Origin of the sequence: Pseudomonas sp. FP453, from assembly GCF_030687495.1 — a bacterium.
GTDB lineage: Bacteria > Pseudomonadota > Gammaproteobacteria > Pseudomonadales > Pseudomonadaceae > Aquipseudomonas.
Genome location: NZ_CP117435.1, coordinates 2,967,060 through 2,993,517, shown reverse-complemented (window position 1 = coordinate 2,993,517; position 26,458 = coordinate 2,967,060). Strand labels below are relative to the sequence as shown.

The 26,458-nt window shown below is 61.4% G+C and carries 22 protein-coding genes and 2 pseudogenes; 8 read left to right on the top strand and 16 right to left on the bottom strand.

Annotation, left to right across the window (positions count from 1 at the left end):
* Positions 1-119 precede the first annotated feature (119 nt).
* On the top strand, positions 120-905 hold the full coding sequence (locus tag PSH87_RS13395; RefSeq protein WP_305434089.1) for a helix-turn-helix transcriptional regulator: 786 nt from the start codon (positions 120-122) through the stop codon (positions 903-905).
* 23 nt (positions 906-928) lie between these two features.
* Here PSH87_RS13395 and PSH87_RS13390 read toward each other — a convergent pair whose 3' ends face one another.
* The 5 genes and pseudogenes from PSH87_RS13390 to PSH87_RS13370 form a co-directional block, all read right to left on the bottom strand.
* Positions 929-1,414 carry a M10 family metallopeptidase C-terminal domain-containing protein gene (locus tag PSH87_RS13390; protein WP_305434087.1) on the bottom strand — a complete coding sequence of 162 codons (486 nt, stop codon included), beginning with the start codon at positions 1,412-1,414 and terminating at the stop codon, positions 929-931.
* Positions 1,415-1,641: 227 nt separating this feature from the next.
* Positions 1,642-2,721 (bottom strand): polyamine ABC transporter substrate-binding protein, encoded by a 1,080-nt coding sequence (locus PSH87_RS13385; protein WP_017739287.1) that lies wholly within the window; start codon positions 2,719-2,721, stop codon positions 1,642-1,644.
* Positions 2,722-2,781: 60 nt separating this feature from the next.
* Positions 2,782-3,123, bottom strand: coding sequence for a cupin domain-containing protein (locus tag PSH87_RS13380; RefSeq protein WP_305434085.1), 342 nt, complete (start codon positions 3,121-3,123; stop codon positions 2,782-2,784).
* Between the two features lie 26 nt (positions 3,124-3,149).
* Positions 3,150-4,558 (bottom strand): annotated as a pseudogene (locus PSH87_RS13375) (NAD(P)/FAD-dependent oxidoreductase).
* A 49-nt stretch (positions 4,559-4,607) separates the two neighbouring features.
* Entirely contained in the window at positions 4,608-5,417 is an 810-nt protein-coding gene (locus PSH87_RS13370; RefSeq protein WP_305434083.1) for an AraC family transcriptional regulator, read from the bottom strand.
* A 257-nt stretch (positions 5,418-5,674) separates the two neighbouring features.
* Here PSH87_RS13370 and PSH87_RS13365 point away from each other — a divergent pair, with 257 nt between their 5' ends.
* Complete coding sequence (locus tag PSH87_RS13365; protein ID WP_017739291.1) at positions 5,675-5,947, top strand: DUF1652 domain-containing protein; 273 nt, start codon at positions 5,675-5,677, stop codon at positions 5,945-5,947.
* Between the two features lie 137 nt (positions 5,948-6,084).
* On the opposite strand, the gene PSH87_RS13360 is transcribed toward PSH87_RS13365, so the two are convergent.
* On the bottom strand, positions 6,085-8,532 hold the full coding sequence (locus tag PSH87_RS13360) for a UvrD-helicase domain-containing protein (protein WP_305434082.1): 2,448 nt from the start codon (positions 8,530-8,532) through the stop codon (positions 6,085-6,087).
* A 219-nt stretch (positions 8,533-8,751) separates the two neighbouring features.
* Here PSH87_RS13360 and PSH87_RS13355 point away from each other — a divergent pair, with 219 nt between their 5' ends.
* The gene (locus PSH87_RS13355; protein ID WP_305434080.1) at positions 8,752-9,447 is read left to right on the top strand and encodes a pirin family protein; all 696 of its coding nucleotides are present in this window, start codon (positions 8,752-8,754) and stop codon (positions 9,445-9,447) included.
* 131 nt (positions 9,448-9,578) lie between these two features.
* On the opposite strand, the gene pgm is transcribed toward PSH87_RS13355, so the two are convergent.
* The 4 genes and pseudogenes from pgm to PSH87_RS13335 form a co-directional block, all read right to left on the bottom strand.
* Entirely contained in the window at positions 9,579-11,222 is a 1,644-nt protein-coding gene (gene pgm / locus PSH87_RS13350; protein ID WP_305434079.1) for a phosphoglucomutase (alpha-D-glucose-1,6-bisphosphate-dependent), read from the bottom strand.
* A gap of 113 nt (positions 11,223-11,335) precedes the next feature.
* A complete protein-coding gene (locus PSH87_RS13345) occupies positions 11,336-12,742 on the bottom strand; it encodes a PLP-dependent aminotransferase family protein (protein WP_305434077.1) in 1,407 nt (468 codons plus the stop codon).
* Between the two features lie 35 nt (positions 12,743-12,777).
* Positions 12,778-14,214, bottom strand: a complete 1,437-nt coding sequence (locus PSH87_RS13340) for a hypothetical protein (RefSeq protein WP_305434076.1) — start codon at positions 14,212-14,214, stop codon at positions 12,778-12,780.
* A gap of 705 nt (positions 14,215-14,919) precedes the next feature.
* Positions 14,920-15,946 (bottom strand): annotated as a pseudogene (locus PSH87_RS13335) (zinc-dependent alcohol dehydrogenase family protein).
* Positions 15,947-16,215: 269 nt separating this feature from the next.
* Here PSH87_RS13335 and PSH87_RS13330 point away from each other — a divergent pair.
* Entirely contained in the window at positions 16,216-17,130 is a 915-nt protein-coding gene (locus PSH87_RS13330) for a LysR family transcriptional regulator (RefSeq protein ID WP_017739298.1), read from the top strand.
* A gap of 30 nt (positions 17,131-17,160) precedes the next feature.
* Here the strand turns inward: PSH87_RS13330 and PSH87_RS13325 are convergent, their stop codons facing one another.
* Both PSH87_RS13325 and PSH87_RS13320 read right to left on the bottom strand, forming a co-directional pair.
* Positions 17,161-18,261: an extracellular solute-binding protein gene (locus PSH87_RS13325; RefSeq protein WP_305434074.1), complete on the bottom strand. Its 1,101-nt coding sequence runs from the start codon at positions 18,259-18,261 to the stop codon at positions 17,161-17,163.
* 53 nt (positions 18,262-18,314) lie between these two features.
* On the bottom strand, positions 18,315-19,130 hold the full coding sequence (locus tag PSH87_RS13320) for a carbon-nitrogen hydrolase family protein (protein ID WP_305434070.1): 816 nt from the start codon (positions 19,128-19,130) through the stop codon (positions 18,315-18,317).
* 96 nt (positions 19,131-19,226) lie between these two features.
* Here PSH87_RS13320 and PSH87_RS13315 point away from each other — a divergent pair, with 96 nt between their 5' ends.
* Complete coding sequence (locus PSH87_RS13315) at positions 19,227-20,009, top strand: helix-turn-helix transcriptional regulator (protein WP_026137127.1); 783 nt, start codon at positions 19,227-19,229, stop codon at positions 20,007-20,009.
* Here the strand turns inward: PSH87_RS13315 and PSH87_RS13310 are convergent.
* Positions 20,000-21,103, bottom strand: a complete 1,104-nt coding sequence (locus PSH87_RS13310) for a P1 family peptidase (protein ID WP_305434068.1) — start codon at positions 21,101-21,103, stop codon at positions 20,000-20,002. The two genes, PSH87_RS13315 and PSH87_RS13310, sit on opposite strands and share 10 nt — an antisense overlap.
* A 152-nt stretch (positions 21,104-21,255) precedes the next feature.
* On the opposite strand from PSH87_RS13310, the gene PSH87_RS13305 reads away from it, so the two are divergent.
* A complete protein-coding gene (locus PSH87_RS13305; RefSeq protein ID WP_305434066.1) occupies positions 21,256-22,170 on the top strand; it encodes an AraC family transcriptional regulator in 915 nt (304 codons plus the stop codon).
* On the opposite strand, the gene PSH87_RS13300 is transcribed toward PSH87_RS13305, so the two are convergent.
* Both PSH87_RS13300 and PSH87_RS13295 read right to left on the bottom strand, forming a co-directional pair.
* Entirely contained in the window at positions 22,167-22,916 is a 750-nt protein-coding gene (locus tag PSH87_RS13300) for an SDR family NAD(P)-dependent oxidoreductase (RefSeq protein ID WP_305434064.1), read from the bottom strand. The genes PSH87_RS13305 and PSH87_RS13300 overlap by 4 nt on opposite strands.
* A gap of 105 nt (positions 22,917-23,021) precedes the next feature.
* Positions 23,022-23,759 (bottom strand): class II aldolase/adducin family protein, encoded by a 738-nt coding sequence (locus PSH87_RS13295; protein WP_017739344.1) that lies wholly within the window; start codon positions 23,757-23,759, stop codon positions 23,022-23,024.
* 259 nt (positions 23,760-24,018) lie between these two features.
* On the opposite strand from PSH87_RS13295, the gene PSH87_RS13290 reads away from it, so the two are divergent.
* Positions 24,019-25,149: an LLM class flavin-dependent oxidoreductase gene (locus PSH87_RS13290; RefSeq protein WP_305434063.1), complete on the top strand. Its 1,131-nt coding sequence runs from the start codon at positions 24,019-24,021 to the stop codon at positions 25,147-25,149.
* A gap of 11 nt (positions 25,150-25,160) precedes the next feature.
* Positions 25,161-26,222, top strand: coding sequence for an ABC transporter substrate-binding protein (locus tag PSH87_RS13285; RefSeq protein WP_124524463.1), 1,062 nt, complete (start codon positions 25,161-25,163; stop codon positions 26,220-26,222).
* On the opposite strand, the gene PSH87_RS13280 is transcribed toward PSH87_RS13285, so the two are convergent.
* On the bottom strand, positions 26,205-26,333 hold the full coding sequence (locus tag PSH87_RS13280; protein ID WP_017739347.1) for a hypothetical protein: 129 nt from the start codon (positions 26,331-26,333) through the stop codon (positions 26,205-26,207). The genes PSH87_RS13285 and PSH87_RS13280 overlap by 18 nt on opposite strands.
* Between the last annotated feature and the right edge of the window lie 125 nt (positions 26,334-26,458).

Below are 26,458 nucleotides of genomic sequence, written 5' to 3'. Positions count from 1 at the left end.
GAAAACGACGTTATCCCCTGGGCCGCTGCCAGCCAATTCCCCTATTGGAGTACTCCCCTTGACGTCGCCCGGCAAAAGCCGAAATCTTGGCCGATCTTTTTTCCACGGGAGCCTGCGCTATGAGCCTGTTCAGGGAAATCGGCCTGCACGCTGGCCTGGGCCGCACGGTCGCACACATTGGTACCGAGCGTTTCTGGAAACAGTTGGTGCTGTTGCTGCAACAATGCCTGCCCTTCGATAACGCGTTGGCGATCTTCTATCCCACCGATGGCGCGCCCCTGGCGCTGGAGGAATACGACGCGCAACCCACCAGCAAACCTGCGTCGATGCTGGTCTACCTCAATGGTTTGTATCTGCTCGACCCGTTTTTCCAAGCCTGCCGCGAGGGTTTCAGCAGCGGTGTGTACCGCCTGGAGGAAGTCGCGCCGGATCACTTCCGTCAGAGTGAATACTTCCTCAACTACTTCCACGACAACGTGCTGGAGGACGAGGTGCAATTCATTCTGCAGGTGCCGGGTGCGGGGACGCTGTCACTGTCCCTGGGTATGCAGCGGCGGTTCAGCGTAGAAGAGACCGGACTGCTGACCATGGTGGCCGCCTGGGTATTGCCGCTGATGCAGCAACACTGGCAACAAAGCACCCAGCGCGCACCGGCCATGGACAGCCAGATCCGCGATGCGTTGAGCCACTTCGGTTGCGGCGTGCTCTCGGAGCGCGAACTGGAAATCGCCCGCCTGGTGCTGCGCGGGTTCTCGTCCAAGGCCATGGCCGAGCGCCTGAATATTTCGCCGGACACCGTGAAGGTGCACCGGCGACATTTGTACGCGAAGCTGGATATCTCGTCACAGCCGGAGTTGTTTTCGTTGTTTATCCAGTCGTTGGGGCATGATCTGGAGAAACCTTGATCATCCTGATGTCGGCCCTACAGCTATTGGTTTTTCTTAAAGAACCTGATGTTATTTTCCGACAAATGAACACCATCGACGAAAACCACGAAGTTCTCCCCTTCAGGCGTCAACTTCATCGTCAACACCCCCACTTCTTCGGGCCGCTTATACGTAATTTGAACATCACCTACTTGTTCAGGAAGTCCTTCGGTCATTCTTATCTCTTTGATGCCCTGCGCCTTCAACATCTTGGATAAATCAATTTTGTCATCTTTCGGATTGAAATTGAAAATCCGATCAGGATCACTTGCCAGGGAATCTGTCGCCTGTTCATATTTGAAACTATTGCGCCCCACATTCCCGACCAACTGATCACCACCACCGCCTCCAATAATCGTGGAGTTCTCCCCGCGTTTGGCCTCCAGACGCTCGGCCGCATCGGTACCGCGCAACGTCGGGCGCCCTTTGCCCGGTTCTGAGGGGGTGGTCCAGGTTCCGCCCGAAGGCAAGGGTCCTACTGACGACATATAAGTTACCTTTGATGTGAGCGTTATTCGGTTATTGTCAAAAGCACAAGCAGTAGGGCCGCCTCTCCCGAGCCAATGAAGCGCGGGATATTAATGACTGCAGCAATACTGCTTGCACGTCGACTGAAAAACTCTCACATCATCAACAGTAGTGGCGAGCTAGATTGTTTGACATTGCATTGCAAAAAAAATAACGAAATATCAAAAAACAAGATAACTGGAACTCATCAGCGCCCCATACGAATAGTGTTCCACACCCGCGTCCGAATCCTATCGATATTCAACGGCATCGCCTCCAACGCAAACAACTTGCCCATCATCTCTTCGCTCGGATAGATCTTGGTGTCCGCCTTGATCTCAGGCTCCACCAGGCTGTCAGCCGCACTGTTGCCGTTGGCGTAGTGCACCGAGTTGGTGATGTCGGCCATCACCTTGGGCTCCAGCAAGTAGTTCATGAACGCATAACCGGCTTTTTCGTCCGGGGCGTCGGCGGGCATGGCCACCATGTCAAACCAGATGGCGGCGCCTTCCTTGGGGATCTGGTAGCCGATCTTCACGCCGTTCTTGGCTTCCTTGGCGCGGCTTTCAGCCTGCAGCACGTCGCCGGAGAAACCGACGGCCACGCAGATATCGCCGTTGGCCAGGTCGCCGGTGTATTTCGAGGAGTGAAAGTAAGCCACGTAGGGCCGTACTTTCATCAGCAGCGCTTCGGCTTTTTTGTAGTCCTCGGGGTTCTTGCTGTGCGGCGGCAAGCCGAGGTAGTTGAGGGCAATCGGCAGCAATTCCGGGCCGTTGTCGAGGATGGCCACGCCACATTTGCTGAGTTTCTCCATGTACTCGGGCTTGAAGATCAGGTCCCAGGAGTCCACCGGGGCGTTGTCGCCCAACACGGCCTTGACCTTGTCGATGTTGTAGCCGATGCCGGTGCTGCCCCACAGGTACGGGAAACCGTGGGCATTGCCCGGGTCGTTGTTTTCCAGGGCCTTGAGCAGCACCGGGTTGAGGTTTTTCCAGTTGGGCAACTGGCTCTTGTCGAGTTTTTTCAAGGCGCCGCCCTGGATCTGCCGTGCCATGAAGTGGTTGGATGGAAACACCACGTCATACCCGGAGTTGCCCGTCATCAGCTTGCCGTCGAGGGTTTCGTTGCTGTCATACACGTCGTAGCTGAAACCGATTCCGGTCTGTTTCTGGAAGTTCTTGGTGGTGTCCGGCGCGATGTAGCTGGACCAGTTGTAGATCTTCACCGTCTCGGCGGCCTGGCTGATAGAGGCCACCAACATCAAGGGCAACAGGGCAATGGCTTTCATGGTTCGATTTCCTGGCGGTTTTAGGGCTGTTTTTATGGCAGGCGATCAAGGATCAAAGCGTTACAGAATCAATACGTAGGTCTTGCGCACGGTGTCCTGGATATCCCAGATACCGGTGCTGTTGGCCGGCAACATCAGTGCATCGCCAGCTTCTATGTGGACGACTTCACCGTTGTCGGGGGTGAAGGTGCAGCGACCCTGGATGAAATGGCAAAACTCCTGGGATTTGATCTGCCGCCGCCAGCGACCCGGGGTGCATTCCCAGATGCCGGTTTCGACGCCGTCGTTGCGCTCGACGCTCAGAGTCGAGGCCACGGCGATGGGCTCGCCCAGGGGCACGGCCACTGGCGACGAGTCCGGCAGGTGGGCGTTCAGCGTATCTTTGAATTGAGTGATGCTCATGGGTTTTCCCGTGTGAGTGGAACGGTTTAGTGCATGAAACCTTCCATGAAACCCGCCACGCCGCTCGCCAACGTGCGGCGCCAAGGGGCGCTGTTGGGGTTGGCCAGCACCTGGTCTTCATGGACAAAACTGCGAATGATCGCGTTGTAACCCAGCCAGCGGCACGGCTCGGGCTCCCAGGCCTTGAGCGCGTCGAGGCCACGCTCGCGGATCACCCAGGGTTGCTGGACCAGCGGCGTGTCGTGGCCGAGGATCAGGTCGGCCAGGGTGCGCCCGCCCAGGTGGGTGGCGCCGACGCCCTCCCCGCCATAACCACCGGACAGCGCGATGCCGGTCTTGTGGTCGCAGAGCATGTGCGGTCGGAAATTGCGCGACATGCCGAGGTTGCCGCCCCAGGAATGGGTAATCCGCACGTTCTTGAGCTGTGGGAAAAGCTCACCAAACAGGTAGCGACGCAGCTCCACCTCGCTGTCAGTCAAGTCGAAGTTGTGGCGCAGTTTGCCGGCGAACTGATAGCCGCCACGGGCGCCGAACACCAGGCGATTGTCGGCCGTACGCTGGCCATAGGTGACCTGGCGGCTGCTTTCGCCAAACGCCTGGCCGTGGCTCAAGCCGATTTCGTCCCAGGTGCTGGCGGGCAGCGGCTCGGTGGCGACGATCAGGCTTTGCACCGGCAATTGATAACGCCCCAGGGGCGGCAAGGTATTGGCATAACCCTCGACGGCCGGCACCACCCAGGCAGCGCGCACGCCGGCCTTGGCCGTGCGCACGCTGCCGGATTGCCAGTGGGTGACCCGGGCTGTTCTCGTAAATCTGCACGCCCATGCGTTCAACCACCCGCGCCAGGCCGCGCACCAGCTTGGCCGGGTTGATCGTCGCAACGTGGGGTGCATAGATACCCCCATAGGGCTTGGCAATGCGGATCTGTTCGGCGAGTTGCTGTGGGCCAAGCCAGCGGTAGTCGGACTCCGTGAGGCCCTGGGCGTAGAGTTTGTCCAAATAGCGGCGCAGGCTGCCTTCCTGCTCGGGGTAGCGTGCGGCGCAGTACAGGGCGCCGCCTTTGCGGTAATCGCAGTCGATGCCTTCGCGGGCCAGGACCTGGGCGACTTCATCCGGGATGGCGTGCAACAGGTCAAAGGCAGCGCGCCGTGCTGCGGGCGCCAGGCCTGCCAGCAAACGGTCTTCGCCCAGCAGGTTGCCCATCAGCCAGCCGCCGTTGCGGCCGGACGCGCCGAAGCCGGCGGTTTGCGCCTCGATAATGGCGATATTCAGCCTCAGGCGCCTGGCGTTTCAGGTAGTACGCGGTCCACAGCCCGGTGTAGCCGGCGCCGATGATGGCCACATTGACGTCCAGGTCGTGCTCCAGGGACGGCCGCGCCACCAGCGGGTCGTCCAGCTGGTCCATCCATAAACTGATCTTGCGCCATGCTGGCATGCCCGCTTCCCCTACCTCGTTTCGATAGGGCTGATCCTAGAGCGCGGTGCTAAGGCATGTCTTGCGCGCGTGCACGCAGGGAAATTTGTTTGACGTAGGCCTTGGGTGACTGGCCCGTGTGCTGGCGAAATGCACTGTAGAACGCCGACAACGAATTGAAACCGGCGGCGAACGCGAGGTCATCGACCTTGATGGGGGGCGTGGCGCTGTCCAGTGCCGCGAGCAGATGCTGGAGCCGCGCCTGGTTGACGTAGCGGTAGAAGCTTTGCCCCAGCACCTGGTTCAGCAGGTAGGAGATCTGATTCCTGCTGTAGCCGCATTCCTTGGACACCCGCTGTAGATCCAGCTCGGGGTCCAGATAGGGTTGCTTGCGCTCGAAGTATTGCTGCAAGTCATTGGCCATATGCCCCAGTTGTTGGGGTGACAAGCCCAGGCGGCTGACCGTGGGGCGCAGCGCCTGGGCGGGCTGTTCGTGCACCAGGGACGCGTATTCGTTGACCCGCCAGATCAGCCCGTCGCGCACAGTAATGGCTTCGCTGGTGCGAAATGACACCAGGCCCTGGCCACCGCGCAGGGTGATGCGGTACTGGATAAAGGCTGTGTCGCCATCGGCGCGGATGCGGTCCGTGTGTTCAATCGCTTCGTCCGCCGCCCGTGGCATGCTGGCTTGCAGGTATTCGCGCAGCTCGGGGTAGCGGATGACACGGTTCTGGAAGAAATCGTGGTACTGGATGTCCGGGTGGTAGTAGGACATCACCCCATCAAGGTCGCGATGCCGCCAGCACAAGTGATGGCGCAGCACCCATTCGCGGGTGGCTTGAGTCTGCGGAGAGTCATCGTCTGCGGCGATGTTTGGCATGGGCGGCTCTGCGGCGGGTAAACCGTGGAGATTGCCGGCTTTTGCAGGTGCCGACAATGGCCAATTGGCGATTTTGAGTAATGGCATATTGCCCAGCGACTAGTAGGACATGACCCACGTCAAACTTCAGGAAAACAACCGCCGAACGGAGCGCAAATAGTCACCTTGCGTCTGCGAGCGAATGCTATTTTTAAGCTCTTCACGGCCACGACCAATGACGGTCCTGGTTCCCTGCCGCGAGCAAAAGGAAGCGCTCAATGAACAAGGTAGGCAACATGAACAAAGTGACATTCCCCAACGCCTGCCAGCTGATGCGCTGGCATTTCCATCCAATCGGCTTCGAAGGCAGCATGGACGCTCCCGGCAGTATGGTGGCCCGCCTGTTCGACCGCGCCAGCGGCGAGACGTTGATCGCCATTGCCGGCATTCCCTGCGCCACGGTGATGAATGCCGCGGACGTGGAGCGGATCATCGAGGCGGTGGAGGATGAGCTGGAGTCGTTTGTGCCGCCGCAGTCCTTGCGGGCCTGACCTCAACCCATCAGGCGACGAAAATCCAATGTGGGAGCGGGCTTGCCCGCGATAGCAGTCTGTCAGTCACCGAATAGGGCAACTGATATACCGCTATCGCGGGCAAGCCCGCTCCCACAGGTTTTTGTGGTGCCGGGTTAAGCGCGCTGGTCGTCAAAAAACGCTTTCTTGCCGTCCACCCGCTCCGACGCCTTGGGCACATTCACCGCCTGCCCTTCAGACTTTTCCACATACCAATAGCAATGGCTCACGGCGCGGGTAATGCCCACATACGCCAGGCGCAACACTTCGTCCTTTTGCGCAGTGTCATACGGCTCGCTGTCACCGTCCTTACCCAGCCCCGCCATGCGGTAGACCTGGTTCTTGTAAGGCGAGCTGGTGACATGCTGGCAATCACCAAGCAGAAACACCGCATCCGCCTGTAGGCCCTTGGCACTGTGATAGGTCAGTTGCTTGAGTCTACGCGCGTGGGACGGCAAGCTAGAATCCACATTAACTACTGACTGAATATGCTCTTGAATCAATAACTTATCGCTACTTTTTCGATACAGCATCAGCACCGTTTCGCCGCGCTGGTAGTGTTCCAGCAACTGCCGCCCCAGCGCTGCCTCATCGCGCGCCAGCACCTTGACCGGCACCAGCGCCTTGGGTGCGCCACTGGCCTTGGCCTTTTTGCCGGGAATCGCGGGCGCGGCGCGCACGATATGCTCGGCCGCGTCGATGATGTGCTGGTGGCTGCGGTAGTTCTCACCGAGCATCACACGGGTGGTTGCAGGCGACGGGAATTCCTTGTTGAACTCCATGAAGTACTTCGGCGAGCTGCCGCGCCAGCCGTAGATCGATTGCCAGTCGTCGCCCACACACAACAGCGAAGAGCGCTGCGCCCCGCGCCCGACGTGCATGGCCGGGCCGCGACTGCGGATCTCCCGCAGGCTGGCGCGAAGCCACGAGACGATCTGCGGTGACACGTCCTGGAACTCGTCGATCATCAGGTGGGACAGCGGCCGCAGCAGTGGATCGCTGAGCAGCTTGAGGTTTTCCGGTGTGTTCTCGCCAAACAGCGAGAACATGCGGTTGTAGGTCATGATCGGCGGCGACTGGTCAAGCAGGTGATCTTCCAGGGCCTTCCAGAAAATGCTCAGGGCCTCGAAGAAAAACCGGTCCGGGTCGTCCTTGGCAAAGCTCATTTGGCCGACCGCCGTGGGCACATCCAGCCCGAGGTTCTCGATAAACCCGGCAGCCACCACAAAGCAGTCCAGCAGCGGCGCTGAAGCCAGCTCGCCCTTGACCTTGTAATCAAAGCCCGGCCCGGCGCTGGCATCACCGGCGAGGCTGCTTAAAAGACGCTTTGACGACTCGTAATTGTCTAACCATATCAATGGCTTACGACAGAAAGCTTGAAACAGGGTGCGCTTGACTGCCCACTCCGCGCGTACCGACAACTTTGCATTGGGCCGGCTGACCTGGGCGTTTTCCCGGGAGTCGAAGCCCAGCACCACCCACGCATCCAAATCAGGGATATAGCCGTGGCAATGGAACTGCGCGCCATTGATCTCCACGGTCTGCCGGTTCGGCTCGATGCCCTTGATCGGCCAGGCGCCTGCACGAAACCACAGGTCTTCGACCAGGTCGCAGAGCTCTTCGTCGCGCTTGGCCGCCAGCTCGGTCACCGCTATGCGTTTTTGCACGTCAGGATGATCCCGCTCCAGCTCCTTGAGCTGCAACCCATGCCGGGCCAGCGGCGCGATCAGCTCGCGGAATCGCGGGTGCTGGCCATGCAGTCGGTGATAGCAGGCGTTCATCTGCTGGCGTTGGGCGTCGTTGATACGCAGGTCAAACGGGTTACTGTCGGCGTCTTCAACGCCGGCACTGAGATTCTCGAACGCCTGCAGGCGTTCAAAGCCCGGCAGGCTGCGCACCATCGGCAGGATGCGCGAGTGAAAGGTGCGCACCACCGCCTGGGCCTCTTTGACGCCAAGGGGTTGGCCCCACAGGCTGAGAATCTCCATGAGCTTGTGGATGAAGTCCTTGCGCGACTCACGGGTGAAGGTCACCACGGTCATCGAACTCAGCTCGAACCCCAGATAATGGGTAAGCAGCAGGATACGCAGTACCAGCGAGGTGGATTTGCCCGCCCCCGCACCCGCAATCACCGAGGTGGACGGCGTATCGCTGAAAATCATCTTCCATTGCGCCGCACTTGGCTGGGCATGGGCCGACAGCAGCCGCGCGACATCTGCCTTCATGCGCTTCTTCAATTCGGCAGTCAGCGGCAGGCGCCAATCGTCGAACAGGCTGTCGTCAACGCCGGGCGCACGGTGCTCATCGGGTCGAAAGTCTCGAATCAGCAGGACTTGCCGGCCTTCTTCGATGCCATCGGCCTTGCCTTCGCGATAGCCATACTCGACACCGGCCTCGTGCCCGCTGCGAAAACCATCCGCCTGCCCATGCAACCAGGAAAACCGGTGCTGGGCGCGCAAGCGCGTCAAGCCATGGCCAAACAGGCGCGCGGCGAGGCGCTTGAACAGGGGCATGTCTGCCAGTGGGCGCAGTTCTGGGGGCAAATCAGGGGTGTGTTGCGGCACGCGGACTCCAGCGATGAGGTTGGTTTTGGCGAATGCACCATGGTCGCCGGAATTGGCCCGCAGTTCCAGCCAATTGCTTTGCGGTCATGCAGTTAGGCGATGAAGTGAAAGTCAAAACCCCAACAAATGATCTGCTTTATCGATAGGAATCAGGCAGTTTTTACGCTTTTTATCGATCATGCCCTGCTGGATCATAGGCGCCATCCACAGGAGACGATCATGCTTGAACTTCGACCTTTCAACACGCTGGGCGGCGCCCACCACGGCTGGCTTGACGCCCATCACCACTTTTCGTTTGCCGAATACCATGACCCCCAGCGCATGCACTGGGGCAACCTGCGGGTGTGGAACGACGACATCATCGCGCCCGGCACAGGTTTCCCGCAGCACCCACACCGTGACATGGAAATCATCACCTATGTGCGCGAAGGCGCCATCAGCCATGCCGACAACCTCGGCAACAAAGGCCGTACCGAAGCGGGTGACGTGCAGGTGATGAGCGCGGGCACCGGGATCGCCCACAGCGAATACAACCTGGAGGCGACGCCGACCAAGATTTTCCAGATCTGGATCATCCCGAATGAAGCCGGGCTGCCACCGTCGTGGGGCGCCAAGCCGTTTCCGCAAGAGGGCCGCGACGGGTTTGTGACCTTGGCCAGCGGCAAGGCCGGAGACAATGAAAGCCTGCGCATTCGTGCAGATGCACGCTTGGTGGCGGCCAATCTGAAGGCCGGGGAAAGCGCGGAATACCGGCTGGACAGCGGACGGCGTGCCTACTTGGTACCGGCGACGGGTGTGATTGAAATCAATGGCTTGCGCGCACAAGCTCGGGATGGTGTTGCGGTTGAGGATGAGGCGGTGTTGCGGGTGACTGCAATTGAGGACAGTGAAATCGTGTTGGTCGATCTGGCCTGATACAAAAAAGTGTGGGAGCGGGCTTGCCCGCGATGGCAGTGTGTCAGTCACCCATTTATTGACTGACACGCCGCCATCGCGGGCAAGCCCGCTCCCACATTTGATTGTCCCCACATTTTAGGGCTGTGGCGTTACTCGGAAATAGCGCCGTCCACCAGCACCTGGGCCTCTTCCACCAACTGCTTGAGGTGATCTTCGCCAATAAAGCTCTCGGCGTAGATCTTATAGATGTCCTCGGTACCCGATGGCCGTGCCGCGAACCAGCCGTTTTCAGTCATGACTTTCAAACCGCCAATCGCCTGGTTGTTGCCCGGCGCGTGGCTGAGGATCTGCTGGATGCTTTCCCCGGCCAGCTGCGTGGACGTGACCTGCTCCGGCGAGAGCTTGCCCAGCATGGCTTTCTGCGCCGGGGTGGCCTTGGCGTCGACGCGGATGGCGAACGGTTCGCCCAGGGCATCGGTCAGGCCGCAGTAGATCTGGCTCGGATCCTGGCCTTTGCGCGAGGTCATTTCCGCCGCCAGCAGGGCCGGGATCAGGCCGTCCTTGTCGGTGCTCCAGACGCTGCCGTCCTTGCGCAGGAACGATGCGCCGGCACTTTCTTCACCGCCAAAGCCCAGCGAGCCTTCGAACAAGCCATCGGCAAACCACTTGAAGCCCACCGGCACTTCATACAGGCGACGGCCAATGCGCGCGGCCACACGGTCGATCAAGCCGCTGCTGACCACGGTCTTGCCCACCGCCGCATCGGTGCGCCAGTCGGGACGGTTCTGGAACAGGTAGTCGATGGACACCGCCAGGTAGTTGTTCGGCGCCAACAGGCCGCCGGACGGTGTGACGATGCCATGGCGGTCGTGGTCCGGGTCGCAGGCGAAAGCCACGTCGAAACGTTCCTTGAGGCCGATCAACCCTTGCATGGCGTAGCTGGACGAAGGGTCCATGCGGATCTGGCCGTCCCAGTCCACGCTCATGAAGCGGAAAGTGGAATCCACTTCGGTGTTCACCACGTCCAGGTTCAGGCGGTAGTGCTCGGCAATCGCCGACCAGTAGCGCACCCCTGCTCCGCCCAGCGGGTCCACGCCCAGGCGCAGATCGGCGCTGCGGATGGCGTCCATGTCGATCACGTTGATCAGGTCAGCGACGTAGCTGTTGAGGTAGTCATGGCGATGGGTGGTGTCTGCCTTCAGCGCCTGGGCGTGGGTAATGCGCTTGACCCCGGCCAGCTTATTGGCCAGCAGTTCGTTGGCCTTGGCTTCGATCCACTTGGTCACGTGGGTATCGGCCGGGCCGCCGTTGGGCGGGTTGTACTTGTAGCCACCACTTTGCGGCGGGTTGTGGGACGGCGTGATGACAATGCCGTCAGCCAGGCCACTGGTACGGCCACGGTTGTAGCAGATGATGGCGTGGGAAATGGCCGGCGTCGGCGTGTATTCGTCGCCTTCGGCCAGCATCACGTGGACGCCGTTGGCGGCGAGCACTTCCAACGCGCTGGCGCCGGCCGGCGTCGAGAGCGCATGGGTATCGAGGCCGACGAACAACGGGCCGTTGATGCCCTGTGCTTCACGGTACAGGCAAATGGCCTGGCTGATGGCGAGCACGTGCCATTCGTTGAAGCTCAGCTCGAAGGAGCTGCCACGGTGCCCGGAGGTGCCAAAAGCCACGCGCTGGGTGGAGATCGCTGCATCAGGCTGGCCGGTGTAATAGGCCGTGACCAGTCGCGGGATATCCACCAGCAACTGGGCTGGCGCCGGCTTGCCCGCAAAAGGACTGATTGTCATGCATAAACCTCAGAAAGAAGGATTCGGAAAAAATGGCAGTTTACTGGGAGTTGGACTGCCGCGCGACGGTATCTATCCCACAGGCAAAGTAGAAATTTCGCACATTCGTCCGCTTAACCGACCTGCGCCTGAAGCAATGCGTCGGCCAATACGTCCAAGGCCACGTCCAGGTTCGGATGCCCATTGAATGCATGGCTTACGCGCACATGCTGCTGGTGCAGCCCACTGAGGCTGAACAATTCTCCCGGTGCAATCACCACTTGATGGGCGACCATGCGCTGGAACACCTGGCGCATGTCCACCGAGGCCACCGATTGCAGCCAGAAACTCGCCCCGGCGACCGGCCTTCGGTAGGTCACACGCCCCTCCAGGCGCGCGCCCAGGCGCTGATCCATGGCATCGGCCTGTTCCTGCAGGCGCTGGCGCAACACGCGCAGGTGCTGGTCAAGACGCCCGCTTTGGTACAGCCGCGCGATGGCGCGCTGGCGGATCGACGACAGGCGGAATGAGCGCAACAGGAACTGACGTTGCAGTTCGCTGCTCAAGTGGCGCGACAGCACGTAGCCAAATGGTGCCTCTGCGCCGAGCATTTTTTCGAACGACGAAAACACCACCAGCCGCTCGGGGTTGACCAGGTTGCGCAGTGCTGGCGGGCGCGGGCCGAAGGTCAATTCGCCAAAGGTGTCATTCTCCAGCAGCCAGCAGCCGTGCTGGTCCAGCAGGTGCGCCACATGCAAGCGCTCCGGCATGGACAGGGCAACCCCCGACGGCAGGCTGACCACGGATGACAGCAGTACCACGTGCACCGGTTCGTCGCGCAACAGGCGTTCGAACGTCGTCAGATCCAGGCTGCCGTCAGCCCTCCAGGGCAGCTCGATCACACGCACACCCGCGGCCTGCAACAAGCGCAAGATCAACCAGTCGCAGGGCGACTCGACAATCAACGTGGTGCCCTTGAGGCCCAGGACATCAATCAGGATTTCCAGCACGCCCTGCAGGTCCGCGCCGATATACACCTCATCGGCCTGCCAGCAACGGGTAGGCGATGAGGTGTAACGGGCCGCCAGCGCCGCCCGCAATTCCCAGACACCACAGGGCTGGGACCACGGTTGCAGGTGACGCGGGTAACGGCGTACCAGTTGACGCTCCAACATCAACAAGCTGCCATCCAGCGTTGCCAGCAACGCCGGCTCATCGCCACTGAGCACCACCATTCGTGGACGACGCGCCGCGGCATACAGGCGCTCCAGCAGGTCGCCCGCCGATGCCATCAGCGGGTTGCCCGCCACCGGCCAGGCAAAATAGCCCGATTTGGCCACGGAATAGACCCGGCCCTCCTTCTCCAGGAGCGAATAGGCGTATTGGATGGTCGAGATAGACACGTTCAAGCGTGTCGACAGTTGCCGCAGGGACGGCAGCCTCATCGGGGTTTCGAGGCTGACTTCGTTGATCAGGCTGATCATGTAGCGGTAAACCGCCTGATAGGCAAAGTCCGCCTGCCGCTCACCGCGCAAGTTCATTGCCGCGCACCCCGGCTGCCGCGCCAATACACGCCTTAGCGCCCGGACAGCTGAAAACTGCGCACATCAGCGCGGCTCAACGACTGGAGGCTGCGCTGACTGCTTACGCCGGTGCTGTGATCGATCGATTGGGGGCGCTTGCGGTACAGGTGCTGCAGCAACGGCAGTGGAAGCCCGCTCGTATCGATTGCCCACTGTTGCAGAACCTCCGTCGCCGACTTGCCTTGCAACACCTTGTGCAGCTCCGGCAATGCGACCAGCATGCCGGGATGGCATTGGCGCAGGTAGCTTTCCAGCCGTTCGCCATGGTGAATGAAGGGTGAGTACAGCAGGCACGTCAGTTGCCCTTCTTCCAGGCCGAAGAATTCCTGGGCGTAAGTCGCCGCCAGTACTCGTCCATCCCGGCTGCTGGCCCCCGCAATCAAGTGCTCGGGAATTTGCCGGCGAAACATGTAGCCTTGGGCGTGGCGCACAAATCCTTCAACGCCGTCCTCGTAAGAAAGCTCGCGCAGGCACTGCGCCTGCAATCCACACAGATGAGCCATCAGCAGCGGGTTGGGAAAGTCTGGATGGCTGAAGTGGAAGCCGAGGGGGTCCGGTCTGTGGGCCAGAAACTCCGTGACGAGCGACGTCGAACCGGGGTCCACCTCGCTAAGCAAATCAGCGATACCGATATACGCCAGATGGCGGTGACCGCCCCGCCCCGGGCTCTCGCTGGCCACGTATTGCTCGCCAAAAAGGTCGCGATAACACCCCACGCTCCATTCTTCCATGCGTGCAAACAGCCCGTTGAGCGATAGGGGCTTGCCCGGCGGCATGGCGACCCCGGCCAACAGGGCTTTCTTTTTTAGCCAGGCCAGGTATTGGCCCTGCTTGCGCGGTGAATCACCGCTGACCAACGCGTGCACGCCGCCATTCCAGGTGGTGACACGCTGGTAGAAGTCGCCCAGGGACAGGTAGGTGTCATTGCAGAGCGTGGCGCGAACATCCCCGGAGGTCAGGTGCCCGACCATCAGCATCGCGCGCTGGCTGACTTCCCGCCCTGTGCTTGATGCCGGCCGCTGGTGATTGAAGGGCTGAACCTCCTGGTTTTCCACCATGAGCAGTTCCACCCGCGGGTCGTCATGGAAAAACAGCGCGCTGTACCCCTGATGCAAGGTATCGAGTGTGGTTTGCGTCATGCCTGCGTGACGCAAGGTTGCAACCCGCAGATTGAAGGTCTTGGGCGCACGGCCGGCAATCGACAATTGCGCGGCACGCAGCAGCGCCAATGTATAACTGCTCACTTCGCCGCCGCCATGGGCAACCAGTACCTTGTAATTTCCCACTTGTTCCATTCCGCCTGCCGCGACCACGATTCGCTGGATCAGCAATTGAAGTGCGGTGCGTTCTACGCGCGAAAAGTGCCCAATCAAACGCTGCAGAACTTGCTGATAAACATAGTTCATGGCTTGTTCGTGAATTGCGCTCATAGTTCTACTACCCAAGTTGGAATATCAGTTTCAAGCAAATGCTTATCGACACTTGCCCGACCCATTACATCTATAGGATTGACGTGTATTGCTCGGCGTGATGACAAATGAACACTAGCACCTCGCAACAAAAGCATTGCGAACGGACCGCCGTACAATTGAGCTCCTGGCAGGCTACGAAGCAGGCCATGCACCGGGCTGCAAGCGGGGCGCCGCCAAGCCCAGGAACGCTCCGACAACTTCCTACAGTTTTTTAACTAGATAAAAAGAGAAACGTCCGACGTATATTAATCAGTGGCCTTATCGATTCCCTTGCAAGCCCTGTTCTTTCAGTAACAGGCCTTCGGGCGCACAGGGCAACAAACCCCTTAGTGCGAGCAGCGCACAGCGCCAATGCCAGATAGTCAATCATTGCTCAATCCTTGAGATGACAGTGAAGGCACAATTATCGGCACTCGATCCATGATTAACAGATACAGAAAGTCGCCTGAAACCAGCGCAGATGAAAACGCGACAAGACTTTCTTTTCGCCCATACGACAACGCCGCACTGAAATTCAGTGCGGCGTCAGGGACAAAGGTATTATTTGCGGGGCTTGGCGCCCGAGCAGCGGCTCAACCGTCTAACGGGTTAAGCCCTGCCAAATGGCGCATTTGCCCCATACATTTGGATGCATGCGCATTCATTTGCGAATACTCCTACAGATCAAACAGCTTCAACCTGCAACGCAACGCGTTCCCGACATGGGCATTCATCCATGTAGCGGTGCGCTTCAACGAACTGGCTGAACGCAAACACCGTGGTCTTCAGCGGTACCAGCACGCGGTCGGCGGTCAGTTGGTTGATATCACGCAACGCGCGCTGCAACGCCACTTGGTCCTGGGTGATGCCCAACTCCGGCTTGCCGGTGAAATTGCCGATACAGTGCACAAAGAACTGAATGTTCTTCTGGAACGCTGCACATGCCGGGAATGGCGTCTGGTTGCCACCTTGCAGCCCATACAGCACCAGGCTGCCACGCGGTGCCAATACATCGCCGAGCAACGACATCTGCGGGCCGCCCCCAAACCATCGAACACCACGTCCACGCCGCGGTTGTCGGTGAATTTGTTGATCTGCATGAGCAGGTCCTGCTCTTCGGTGACGATGACCTTTTCCGCGCCGAGGGACAGCAGATACTCACGTTCTGCGCTGTCCTTGGTGGCAGCAATCACTCGCACACCCAGGGCCTTGCCCAGTTGCACAAAGGACGGGCCAGCACAGTGGCTCGCGTCCGTTACCAGGGCAAACTGGCCGGGTTTGACCCGCGCCAGGTCCACATAGGCGAAATAGGCGATCAGCAGCGCGGGGTGTAATGCACGCTGGCTTCGATCGGGCTCAAGACGTCCGGGTAACGGGTCAGGGCCGAACGGGGCAAGACGATCAGCTCGCCATACACCGGGTAATCATTAGGGCTCTCGGCCGGAAAACTGGCGACTTTATCGCCCACTGCCAAGTCATCCACGCCTTCGCCCAGGGCCACGACCACCCCGGCCATCTCATGGCCAAGGCCGGACGGCAGGCGCGCATGGGAAGACGCCAGGTTCTGGCGCCACAGGATGTCGTACCAACTGATGCCGATCGCTTCGACACGCACCTGCACTTCGCCCGGTGCGGGCTGCGCGGCTACATGCTCTTCGCACTTGAGCACCTCGGCCGGACCAAACTTGTGAAAACGGATCGTGCGGGACATCGCAAACCTCGTCAAAGTAACCTCTAATGCCATGAACTCTATCTGGGCTTTCCCGGTAAGACCACAGGTCACCATTAATAGTCGACATGCCTGTCATTGATTCCGCTCCCGAGGAAAAGACCCCGGCTAACGTAGGAAAACTCAATTAGCCGGTGCAGAGTACCAGCCTTTCCCCGTAAGATTCATGCCGGTCATGCTTTTCCAAGCGAATCCAAGGGGTTCTTTCATGGCCGCTCTCGTCAAGCTCGCTGACTCATCCAGGACACAAGATGAACCGTAACGACCTGCGTCGTGTCGACCTTAACCTCTTGATTGTATTCGAAACCTTGATGCATGAACGCAGCGTGACCCGCGCCGCCGAGAAACTCTTCCTCGGCCAGCCGGCGATCAGCGCCGCATTGTCGCGCCTGCGCGGGCTGTTCGATGACCCGCTGTTCGTGCGCACCGGCCGCAGCATGGAACCGTCCGCCCGCGCCGTGGAAATCTTCGCCCTGCTCTCCCCGGCCCTGGACTCGATTTCCACCGCCGTCAGCCGTGCAGCCGACTTCGACCCGGCCACCAGCACCGCCGTATTCCGTATCGGCCTGTCCGACGACGTTGAATTCGCCCTGCTGCCCCAGCTGCTCAAACGCCTGCGCGCCGAAGCGCCCGGCATCGTGCTGGTGGTGCGCCGCGTCAACTACATCCTCATGCCCGGTCTGCTGGCCTCCGGCGAAATCTCCATCGGCGTCAGCTACACCGCCGACCTGCCGGCCAACGCCAAGCGCAAGCTGCTGCGCCGCAGCGTGCCCAAACTGCTGCGCGCCGACAGCGTGCCGGGCAGCCTGAGCCTCGACGACTTCTGCGCCCGCCCCCATGCCCTGGTGTCATTTGCCGGTGACTTGAGCGGGTTTATCGACGAGGAACTGGAAAAACTCGACCGCAAACGCCACGTGGTACTGGCCGTACCGCAGTTCAACGGCCTCGGCACGTTGCTCGCGGGCACGGATATTGTCGCCATCGTGCCGGACTATGCCGCCGAGGCACTGACGGCTGCGGGTGGTTTGCGCGCAGAAGAACCGCCGCTGCCGGTGCGCTCGTTCGAGCTGCATATGGCGTGGCGTGGGTCACAGGATAATGACCCGGGAGAGCGGTGGTTGCGGTCGCGGATTCAGATGTTCTTCGGCGACCCGGACAGCTTGTAGCTGTCGGGCGCCGAACAGCTTCCACGCCCCTCACGTCCCACTCTTCACCTTACTCCAAACCCGCGTCCGTACCCGCTCCAACTTGAGCGGCAGCGGCTCCAGCGGAAACAGCGTATCCAACACCACGTTCGCCGGATAAACCCCAGGATTATCCCGCACCCGCTCATCCAGCAACGCCGTAGCGTCCTTGTTCGCATTGGCATAACTCAGGTAGTTGGACGTCTGCGCAATCACCGGCGGGCGCAGCATATAGTCGATGAACGCCAGCCCCTGCTGGGGGTTCGGTGCATCGTTGAGCAGCACCAGGCTTTCGACCCACACCGGCGCGCCTTCCTTGGGGATGCTGTATTGAATGTGGCGGCCACTGCCGGCGGCATCGGCGGCTTTCTTGGCGTCCATCACGCCGCCGGCCCAGCCGACGACGGCGCAGATGTTGCCATTGGCCAGGTCGGTGATGAAGCGCGATGAGTCGAAGTAGCGGATGTGCGGGCGCAGTTTCAGCAGCAGCGCCTGGGCTTTCTGGTAGTCGTCCGGGTTCTGGCTGTTGTAGGGCAGGCCCAGGTAATGCAGGGCGATGGGGATGATTTCGCCCGGTGCATCGAGCATGGCCACGCCGCAGGTATCCAGCTTGGCGAGGTTTTCCTCTTTGAAGATCAGGTCCCAGGAGTTGACCGGTGCGTCGGCACCGAGGATGGCGCGGACTTTTTCCACGTCGTAGCCGATGCCCGTGGTGCCCCACAGGTAGGGCACCGCGTAGCGATTGCCCGGGTCGTTGCTCTGCACCTTGGCCAGGATGGCCGGGTCAAGGTGGCTGGCGTTGGGCAACTGCGCGCGGTCCAGTTCCTTGAGTACACCCGCCTTGATCAGGTTGGGCAGCAGGTCGCCGGTGGCCACCACCACGTCGTAGCCACTGCGGCCGGCCATGAGTTTGCTCTGCATGACCTCACTGTTGTCGAACACGTCATAGGCGCTGTGTATGCCGGTCTGCGCCTGGAAGGTTTTCAGCGTGTCAGGGGCGATAAAGTCGTACCAGTTGTAGATATTGACCTTCGGTTCTTCTGCCTGGACGCAGGTCAGCGCGCCACTGATCAAGCAGGCCAGGCTCCAGCGTACGTATCGAGTCAGGATCATCGAGCACTCCTGGGCGTTGCCGCCCGATTATTGTTTTGGTTGGGCAGGATTGATCAGCGCAGCAGCAGTTCCCGGCGGCCATCGGCGTGCTGCACGCTCTTGCCGCTCAGGTAGAGGCGGCGATCAGTGAGGTAGTGATAGTCGGCGCGGGCGGCGTGGAGCTGCGTCAGGTCCAGGGTCACGACTTGCCGGGTTTCATCGCGCCCGGCCTCGAACAGCGGGCGACCAAACGGGTCGATGGCGGCGCTGCCACCGGCAAATACCAGGCCGTCGTCGCCCTCGCCGACGCGGTTGACCATCACGCTGAACAGCTGGTTTTCCTGGGCGCGGGCCATGATGGCGGTGCGGTGTACCGGACCATAGGGGTCCATATTGCCGTTGGTGACGATGATCAGCTCGGCCCCCAGCTGAGCCAGGGCGCGGGCGGTTTCCGGCAGTTCGATGTCGTAGCAAATGAGGATGCCGACGCGGACGCCCTTCCACAGCGCCGTGACCAAACGGTCACCCGGGGTGATGTCGCCGCGCTCGGAAGGCCACAGGTGAGTCTTGCGATAACGCAATGCAATGCCCTCGGGCGTGACCAGTACCGAGGTGTTGTAGTGCACGCCGGCATCGCTCTCGACCAGGCCGATGACCACCGCCACATCGCGCTCGCGGACGGCCTGTTGGATGGCACGCAACGCCGTGCCGTCAAGGGGCTGGGCCACCTCGGCCAATTGCTCGCCGGCGACGAAGCCCATCAAATGGGTCTCGGGAAACACCAGCAGGTCGGTGTCCGCGCCACACGTGGCGATGGCTTCGAGGGCGCGTCGCAGGTTATAAGCAGTGTCGCCGTCGCGGCCGGCCAGTTGCATGAGTTCGATCTTCATCGTGGATCCTTGTGCACAGTAAGCTGGCAACGAGTATGGGCCGTACCCCCATGGCACAAAATCACTTCGATGGGGTAACCCCGAATGGGTAGCGAGATGCACCTGACCTTGCAGGACCTGGCCTGGCATGACGCCGTCGGCCGGCTGATCGAGACGCTGGACCGGCCGAATTTCTGGACGTCACTCACGCGCCTGCTCGGGCGCTATGTGCCGATGGACAACTGGGTGGTGTTGATATTCAGCGCCGGGCGCCCGCAGTTGCTGGCCGAGTCGCCGGCGCCGGAAAGCGCCAGCGACTCGCTGTTCCAGGACTATCTCAAGGGCTTGTACTTGCTCGACCCGTTTTACCTGGCCAATCGCGAAGCGCCGCAAAGCGGGTTGTTCCAGCTGGATGACGTCGCACCGGAATGCTTTGAGCAGACGGATTATTACCAGCGCTACTTCCGCCTCAATATCGTCGCCGACGAGATCCACTTCAATGTGCAACTCGACGCGGAGCGCACACTGAGCCTGTCCCTGGGTAGCAGCACCCGCTTCAGCCACGAGCACTTCGCGTTGCTCGGGTTGATCCAACCTTGGGTGGCCGGGCTGATGCGCCAGCGTTGCGCCTTTGAACAGGGCTTCAAGCGCGAACCGGAACCCGCCACAGACTGGCAGGAACGCGTGGACTCCCCCGGCCTGCACATCAGCTCAACCCTGACCAGCCGCGAAACCGAGGTGGCCCAGCTAATGCTCAGCGGCTGCTCGAACAAAGAGATCGCCCGCAAGCTGGCGATCTCGGCCGAGACGGTGAAAGTCCACCGCCGACACCTGTACAACAAGTTGGGGATCAAGTCCCAGTCCGAGCTGTTCCTGTTGTTCCTGCAAGCTCAGGAGTGAGGCGCCCAGCCGACCTGTTTCAGCGCCGCCAGCAGTTGCTCGGGCTTGAGGGCCAGCGCGGTCTTGCCCCGGCCGTGCAGGTCGTTGGCGCCGAGCATGGCGTTGAGGATCGCCTCTTCAACCGCGTCCGCCGCCGCGACAAACAACGCCGAGATATAGTCGTTGTTGACCATCTGCAACGCCGTCGTCGGCGGCCCGGGCTGCCCGAGGTTGGCCACCGGCAACCCGCTGTTGCCCACCGAGAACGCGATGAAAATATCGCCACTGTCATCTTCGGTGCCGCCACCCACCCGTGCCAGGCCGATACTCGCCCGCTGCGCCAGGCGTGTGCATTGGTGCGGCAATAACGGCGCATCCGTCGCCAGGGTAATCACGATGGAGCCCATGCCAGGCACGCCGACATTCACCGGGCCGTGGTAAGGCGACGGCACATCCTTCAACACGCTGCCAACCGGGTAACCCGCCACCCGCAATGCGCCGCGCGCGCCGTAGTTGGCCTGCACCAGCACGCCGACGGTCCAGCCGCCCTCCTCCTCGCTCAGCACTCGTGACGACGTGCCGATGCCGCCCTTGAATTCATGGCAGATCATGCCGGTGCCACCGCCCACGCAGCCTTCTTCAACCGGGCCGCTACGGGCATCACACAGCGCCGCATGGACATGCTCGGCCGTCACATGCTGGTCCCAGATATCACTGAGGATGCCGTCATAGGTCTCCAGCACCACGGGCATGCACCAATAGGTGTGCTGCTTGCCCATGTCGCGCTCGGCGGCGACCAGCGCATCACGCACCACGCCGACGCTGTGGGTGTTGGTGTAGGCAATGGGCGTGGTCAGCAGGCCGGCTTCGCGAATCCACTCCAGCCCCGTGGCGTCGCCGTTGCCATTGAGCACGTGCACACCGGCAAAACACGGCGCCAGGTGCGCGGCAACCGCACGTGGCTCGATGACGGTCACGCCGGTGTGCATGGAACGGTCAGCGTGCTCGGCATTGAGGGTGTGATGGCCGACGCGCACGCCGGGAACGTCGGTGATGGCGTTGAACGCCCCCGGCTGGCCGTCGCCGATGGTGATGCCCAGATCTCGTAAACGCATGTTTTTACTCTCAATTGTCGAGTGAAGAACGTGCGGCGAGTCTAGGTTCACCCTGCGGCGGTGACGATAACCCTCTGTTGTTACCCCCGAGGCGTTAGGCCGCCAGAGGTGTAGACTCGTGCGGACTTTATTGACCGTCCCACAGGTGATGCATGGACCCGCTGTCCGAAGTGCTGTCCTTATTGAGAATTCGCAACTATCACAGCGCCTCGCTCACCTTGGGCGGCGCGTGGGCATTCCATTTTCCGCGTAGGGAAGGCATCAAGTTCACTGCCGTGGCCAAGGGCAGTTGCTGGCTGCACGTAGAGGGCGAACAACTGCCCCAGCGACTCCAGCAAGGCGATTGCTTCCTGATGACCCGGGGTCTGCCTTTCACCCTCTACAGCGACAAGTCGCAGCGCGTCCTGGACGCCGACGCGCACGTTCAAACACTGGCTGCCAACGAACTTTCCCTGCACTACGGCGGCGACGATGTGCAACTGGTCGGTGGCCGCTTTGACTTCACCGGCACGCCTGCCCAGTTGCTGCTCGGCACCCTGCCCCCGGTGGTGCATGTGCCAGGCAACGAGCCGCAGGCGTCGATCCTGCGCTGGGCACTCGAGCGTTTTATCGGTGAGCTGCAACACAAACGCCCTGGCCGATCGCTGATGAATGAACACCTGGCACACATCATGTTGGTCGAAGTCCTTCGCACCCATCTGGCGACACTGGGCAGTCACGGGATCGGCTGGTTTTTCGGTCTCGCCGACCGCAATCTCAACCTTGCCCTCAGCGCGCTGCATGACCAGCCGGCTCACCGCTGGACCGTGCAGGCACTTGCGCAACGGGCCAACATGTCTCGCTCGGCGTTCGCCCTGCGCTTCAAGCAGGTGGTCGGCACAGCACCCATGGAGTACCTCACCCATTGGCGCATGTTGCTGGCAAGTGACCGGTTGCAGAACTCCGATGATTCGGTCTCGACCATCGCGTTCTCGCTGGGTTACGAATCAGAGAGTGCGTTCAGCAGCGCCTTCAAACGCGTCATGTCCCAATCACCCCGCCATTACCTGCGCGAACACGTCGCCTAGTGCAGGCCGCCACCGATCACCAACACCTCGCCGGTGATCCAGCCCGCGTCTGCCGACGCGAGGAACGCTACCGCAGGCGCGATATCCTGGGGCTCGCCGATACGTCCCAGCGGCGTAATGGCCTCGATCTGCTGGCGGAACGCGTCCTCGAAAAAACCGCTGGCGTGCACGCCTTCAGTCACGACCAAGCCCGGGTTGATCGAGTTAACACGGATGCTCCTGGGCCCCAACTCATTGGCCAGCGTGCGGGTGATCGCATCCACGGCGCCCTTTGAGGCGGTGTACACCGTCGAGTTGGCTGGGGTGAATGCGGTCACGCTGGAGCTGATATTGATGATGCTGCCGCCAGCCGGATTAAACACCGCAACTGCCGCCTGGGTGCACTGGATCAGACCCAGCACATTCAGGTTGAACTGACGGTGAAACTCTTGCTCGGTGATCTGCGCCAGCGGGCTGGTGGCATAGACCCCCGCGTTGTTGACCAAGATATCCAGATGCCCGTGTTCATGCACAATCGCCTTGAACAGCGCCTTGACGTCGAGGCTGTTGGACACGTCCGCCTGGATCGCGTGAGCCCTGGCGCCGGTTTGCAGGATCTCTGAAACCACACGGTCGGCATCCTCGCGACTGTTGGCGTAGTTGACGATAACGGTGGCGCCCTCCTTGGCCAATTGCTTGGCAATCGCCGCGCCAATGCCCTTGGAGGCACCGGTGACCAATGCGATTTTCTTCTGCAGCTTTTTCATCTTCACTTCCCTCTCAGGCGGGTTCAAATCGATAGAAGCAGCCTAAGAGGTTCGGCATCTCGAGTTAATAGCCAGGCATCCAGGAAACATGCGTGATCGTCCAGACTAGCCTTGCTCAACCAACGCACGCCCCTGCTCCCACAACCCGGTCATGCGCCACTGCTGCTCCAGCACACCTTCACCGAATGGCCGCACGCCCCCAAGGTTTTCCCCAAGCGCTTGAAAGTACGCGCCCTCTTCAAACAACAAGATCCACTCGGCCGATTGCAGCAGGTCCGGCCCGAAGAACGTCGCGCCGCCATTGGCTTCCAGCACCGCTGGCGTGTGCGGGTTGGCGGCGAGCACGTCGAGGATGAACTCGGCTTCGGGCTGTCTGCGGTCGATGTACACCGGCAGCTCCCGGGCCAGCGTCACCCGTTGCGCCGCAGCATAGTTGAGCGGGAACACCCGATGCGCCGCCGCATAGCCGCCCAAATACGGCGTGTGCACATGGATCACCACGTTGACCTGCGGCGCGCCGCGAAAGGTCGCCGCATAACGTCGACCACCACCGCCCTGGCGGCTGGCGCTCAACGGCTGGCCCGGCACCAGGTGTTCGTCCAGATGCACCACGCCGTCGTAGCTGGCGACCACCGCGCGGATGCTCTGGTCATCGTCCCACGGGCCGGGCGTGGCCACGACGATCAACAGATCGGTGCCCGGCACCCGCACATGGGCCTGGAAGGTGTTGGTGGCGGTCAAGGTGCGGGTGTCCTTGAGCACCTTGAAAATCTTCGCGGTATCACGCTTGGTCTGTTCGACCTGGTGCAGCAGGGCTTCACTCAACGGGGCAGGCTGGCTCACTTGATGAACTCCAGAATCAGGGAATGGGTGACTCCACCTCTCAGCACGAGTTGTGCCAGCCGCCACAGGCCCGTGATCCGGGGCCTTGGCGCCGCGCGGATGTTGTCTCCCCAGCAACCACTGCTGACCGACTGCTGCCACAGCAGCACCCGGCCCCGCGCGTAGCCGGGGCGCGCCCGCAATTACGCTGCCCCGGGGGACTGGCATGGGCGTTGCTATCAGCCTCTGCAACGTTTTCCATTTCCTTTCGGGAGCCTGTATGAGCACGGAGTTTTTCTGGCGGTTGCCCCTCGGCACCGACGGCCAGCAACTGAGTACAGACCTGCACAATCGCGGCAGCTTCAACCGCAGCCCCGGGCATATCGCGCCGGGCCATCGGCCCAACGGCGAGCCGGACGGCTTCACCTACATCGACTACATCGCGCAAGTGGCCAAGGCCGCCGAGCTGGCCGGTTTCGAGGGCGCGCTGTTGCCCACCGGCCCGGAGCCGTGGATCGTCGCCGCGGCGCTGGCCCGCGAGACCCGGCGTATCCGTTTCCTGGTGGCGTTCCAGGCCACCTGGACCCTGCCCGCCTACGCCGCGCAGCAGGCCGCGATCCTGCAACACCTGAGCCACGGGCGCCTGGACTGGAACATCATCACCGGCGGCAACCCGGCCAGCCAGCGCGCCCAGGGCGACTTCCTCGACCATGACCAGCGTTACCGGCGCACTGGCGAGTTCCTCGACATCATCCAGGGCCTGTGGCAGCACGAGCAGTTTTCCTATGACGGCCAGGTCTACCAGCTGGAGAACGGTTCACTGCCCCCCGGCCTGCGTGCCGAACGCAAACCCGGCGTGTACTTTTCCGGTTTCTCCGAGCCGGCGCTGGACGTCGCCGCCAAGCACGCCGACGTGTACCTGAACTGGGCCGAGCCGCTGGACAAGCTCCAGCCGCACATGGACCGGGTGCGCGAGCGCGCCGCGCAACACGGCCGCGAAGTGCGCTTCGGCCTGCGCGTGGACCTGTTCGCCCGGGAAACCGAAGAAGCCGCCTGGCGCGACCTGCGTCGCCAGTTCGACGCCGTGGGCAATCGCGGCAGCAGCGAGGCCAAGGCCTTTGTCGGCGGCTCGGATTCGGTGGGGGCCGCACGCCAGACCGCCTATCACCAGAATGTCGACCGCTTTGAAGACCTGATCATCGGCCCCAACCTCTGGGCCGGTTTTGCCAAGGCCAAGCCCGGCCCCACCGTGGGCCTGGTCGGCAGCCATGAAAATGTCGCCGAACGCCTGGCCGAGTACCGCGACGCAGGCTTCTCGACCTTTATCCTCGCCAGCAACCCGCACCTGGAAGAAGCCCTGCGCATCGGCCAGGAAGTATTGCCGCTGGTGCAAGACCGCCCTTCGCGCTGAACAGGATGACCATGAGCACACCTTCTCTCGATACCCTCTGGTACACCCACAGCCCGGTGCCGACCGGCCTCGGCATCGCCGTGGAATCCGGGCGCCTGGCCGAGGCGTTCCTGCCGTCGGGCACCAATATCCAGGCCCTGCGCGAGTCCAGCGAGCGCGACATCCGCGAAGCCCACTACGACCATCACCTGCCCAACTCCGTGCGCCACGGCGGCAATATCCCGGCGATCTGGGCCTATGCCAATGGCGGCGACACACGCCTGCTGGGGTTGTCGTGGAGCGACGAAGTGCAGTTGATCCTGACCACCGTCGAAAGCGGCGTGAAAACCGTGCGCGACCTCAAGCACCGCCGCTTCGGCATCCCCAAGTGGGCCAACGTGCAGATCGACTTCACCCGCGCCCAAGCCCTGCGCGGCCTGGAAAACGCGCTGAAGCTCGAAGGCATGAGCGTCAGCGACGTGGACCTGGTGGACTACCCCTACGGCGGCACCTACAGCGATGAACAGATGCGCCACGTCCACGGCGCCCAGGTGTCGTTCGGCTTCAACCGCGCGCAACGGCGCAACAATGAACTGATCGGCCTGCTGCGCGGCGACATCGACGCGATCTTTCTCAAGGGCGCCCACGCCGTGCAACTGGCTGCCGAGTTCGGCTTGCATGTGGTGATCGACACCGGCTCCCACCCCGACCCGATGATCCGCTCCAACAACGGCACGCCGCGCACCCTCACCGTGGACGGGCATTTGCGCGAGCATCACTTCGACGCGGCGAAAACCATCGTCGACTGCGTACTGCGCGCCGAGCAATGGGCCTGGGCCAACCCCGAGAAAACCCGCCAGTTCCTCGCCCGCGAACTCAACACCAGCGAATACTGGGTGGCCACGGCCTATGGCGAAGATGCCCATCGGCGCCTGCGCACCATGCTCGATGAGCAGTCGATCCTGGCGTTGCAGGACTTCACCGATTTCCTCCATCGCTGGCAGTTCATCCCACGGCGTTTCGACGTGCGTGACTGGATTGATTTCAGCGTGCTGGAAAGTGTCCTCGGTGCCACTTCACGCTTGTCCGTCTAGTTTCATGACGCGCACCTCGGCCGGCTTGCCGGCCTTTTTTTCGCCCATGGAAAAGCCCGCCTGCTCATCCGCAAACAGCCCCTTGCTGACCGGCTGCTGCTGGGGCAGCAACACCCTCCGCAAGTCTGAATAAAACCTATAGATATCAACAACATAAAACTTGGCACAGGCCCTGCTATAGCGCTGTAGCTTTCCAGGTTTGCAGCGCACTTAAAAGACAACTTAAGCAGACCGAA

What these genes read in the sequence shown, in the direction of transcription:
- PSH87_RS13395 (WP_305434089.1), top strand. Translation starts at nt 120, where the DNA reads ATGAGCCTGTTCAGGGAAATCGGCCTGCACGCTGGCCTGGGCCGCACG.
- PSH87_RS13390 (WP_305434087.1), bottom strand. Translation starts at nt 1,414, where the DNA reads ATGTCGTCAGTAGGACCCTTGCCTTCGGGCGGAACCTGGACCACCCCC.
- PSH87_RS13385 (WP_017739287.1), bottom strand. Translation starts at nt 2,721, where the DNA reads ATGAAAGCCATTGCCCTGTTGCCCTTGATGTTGGTGGCCTCTATCAGC.
- PSH87_RS13380 (WP_305434085.1), bottom strand. Translation starts at nt 3,123, where the DNA reads ATGAGCATCACTCAATTCAAAGATACGCTGAACGCCCACCTGCCGGAC.
- PSH87_RS13370 (WP_305434083.1), bottom strand. Translation starts at nt 5,417, where the DNA reads ATGCCAAACATCGCCGCAGACGATGACTCTCCGCAGACTCAAGCCACC.
- PSH87_RS13365 (WP_017739291.1), top strand. Translation starts at nt 5,675, where the DNA reads ATGAACAAGGTAGGCAACATGAACAAAGTGACATTCCCCAACGCCTGC.
- PSH87_RS13355 (WP_305434080.1), top strand. Translation starts at nt 8,752, where the DNA reads ATGCTTGAACTTCGACCTTTCAACACGCTGGGCGGCGCCCACCACGGC.
- pgm (WP_305434079.1), bottom strand. Translation starts at nt 11,222, where the DNA reads ATGACAATCAGTCCTTTTGCGGGCAAGCCGGCGCCAGCCCAGTTGCTG.
- PSH87_RS13345 (WP_305434077.1), bottom strand. Translation starts at nt 12,742, where the DNA reads ATGAACTTGCGCGGTGAGCGGCAGGCGGACTTTGCCTATCAGGCGGTT.
- PSH87_RS13340 (WP_305434076.1), bottom strand. Translation starts at nt 14,214, where the DNA reads ATGAGCGCAATTCACGAACAAGCCATGAACTATGTTTATCAGCAAGTT.
- PSH87_RS13330 (WP_017739298.1), top strand. Translation starts at nt 16,216, where the DNA reads ATGAACCGTAACGACCTGCGTCGTGTCGACCTTAACCTCTTGATTGTA.
- PSH87_RS13325 (WP_305434074.1), bottom strand. Translation starts at nt 18,261, where the DNA reads ATGATCCTGACTCGATACGTACGCTGGAGCCTGGCCTGCTTGATCAGT.
- PSH87_RS13320 (WP_305434070.1), bottom strand. Translation starts at nt 19,130, where the DNA reads ATGAAGATCGAACTCATGCAACTGGCCGGCCGCGACGGCGACACTGCT.
- PSH87_RS13315 (WP_026137127.1), top strand. Translation starts at nt 19,227, where the DNA reads ATGCACCTGACCTTGCAGGACCTGGCCTGGCATGACGCCGTCGGCCGG.
- PSH87_RS13310 (WP_305434068.1), bottom strand. Translation starts at nt 21,103, where the DNA reads ATGCGTTTACGAGATCTGGGCATCACCATCGGCGACGGCCAGCCGGGG.
- PSH87_RS13305 (WP_305434066.1), top strand. Translation starts at nt 21,256, where the DNA reads ATGGACCCGCTGTCCGAAGTGCTGTCCTTATTGAGAATTCGCAACTAT.
- PSH87_RS13300 (WP_305434064.1), bottom strand. Translation starts at nt 22,916, where the DNA reads ATGAAAAAGCTGCAGAAGAAAATCGCATTGGTCACCGGTGCCTCCAAG.
- PSH87_RS13290 (WP_305434063.1), top strand. Translation starts at nt 24,019, where the DNA reads ATGAGCACGGAGTTTTTCTGGCGGTTGCCCCTCGGCACCGACGGCCAG.
- PSH87_RS13285 (WP_124524463.1), top strand. Translation starts at nt 25,161, where the DNA reads ATGAGCACACCTTCTCTCGATACCCTCTGGTACACCCACAGCCCGGTG.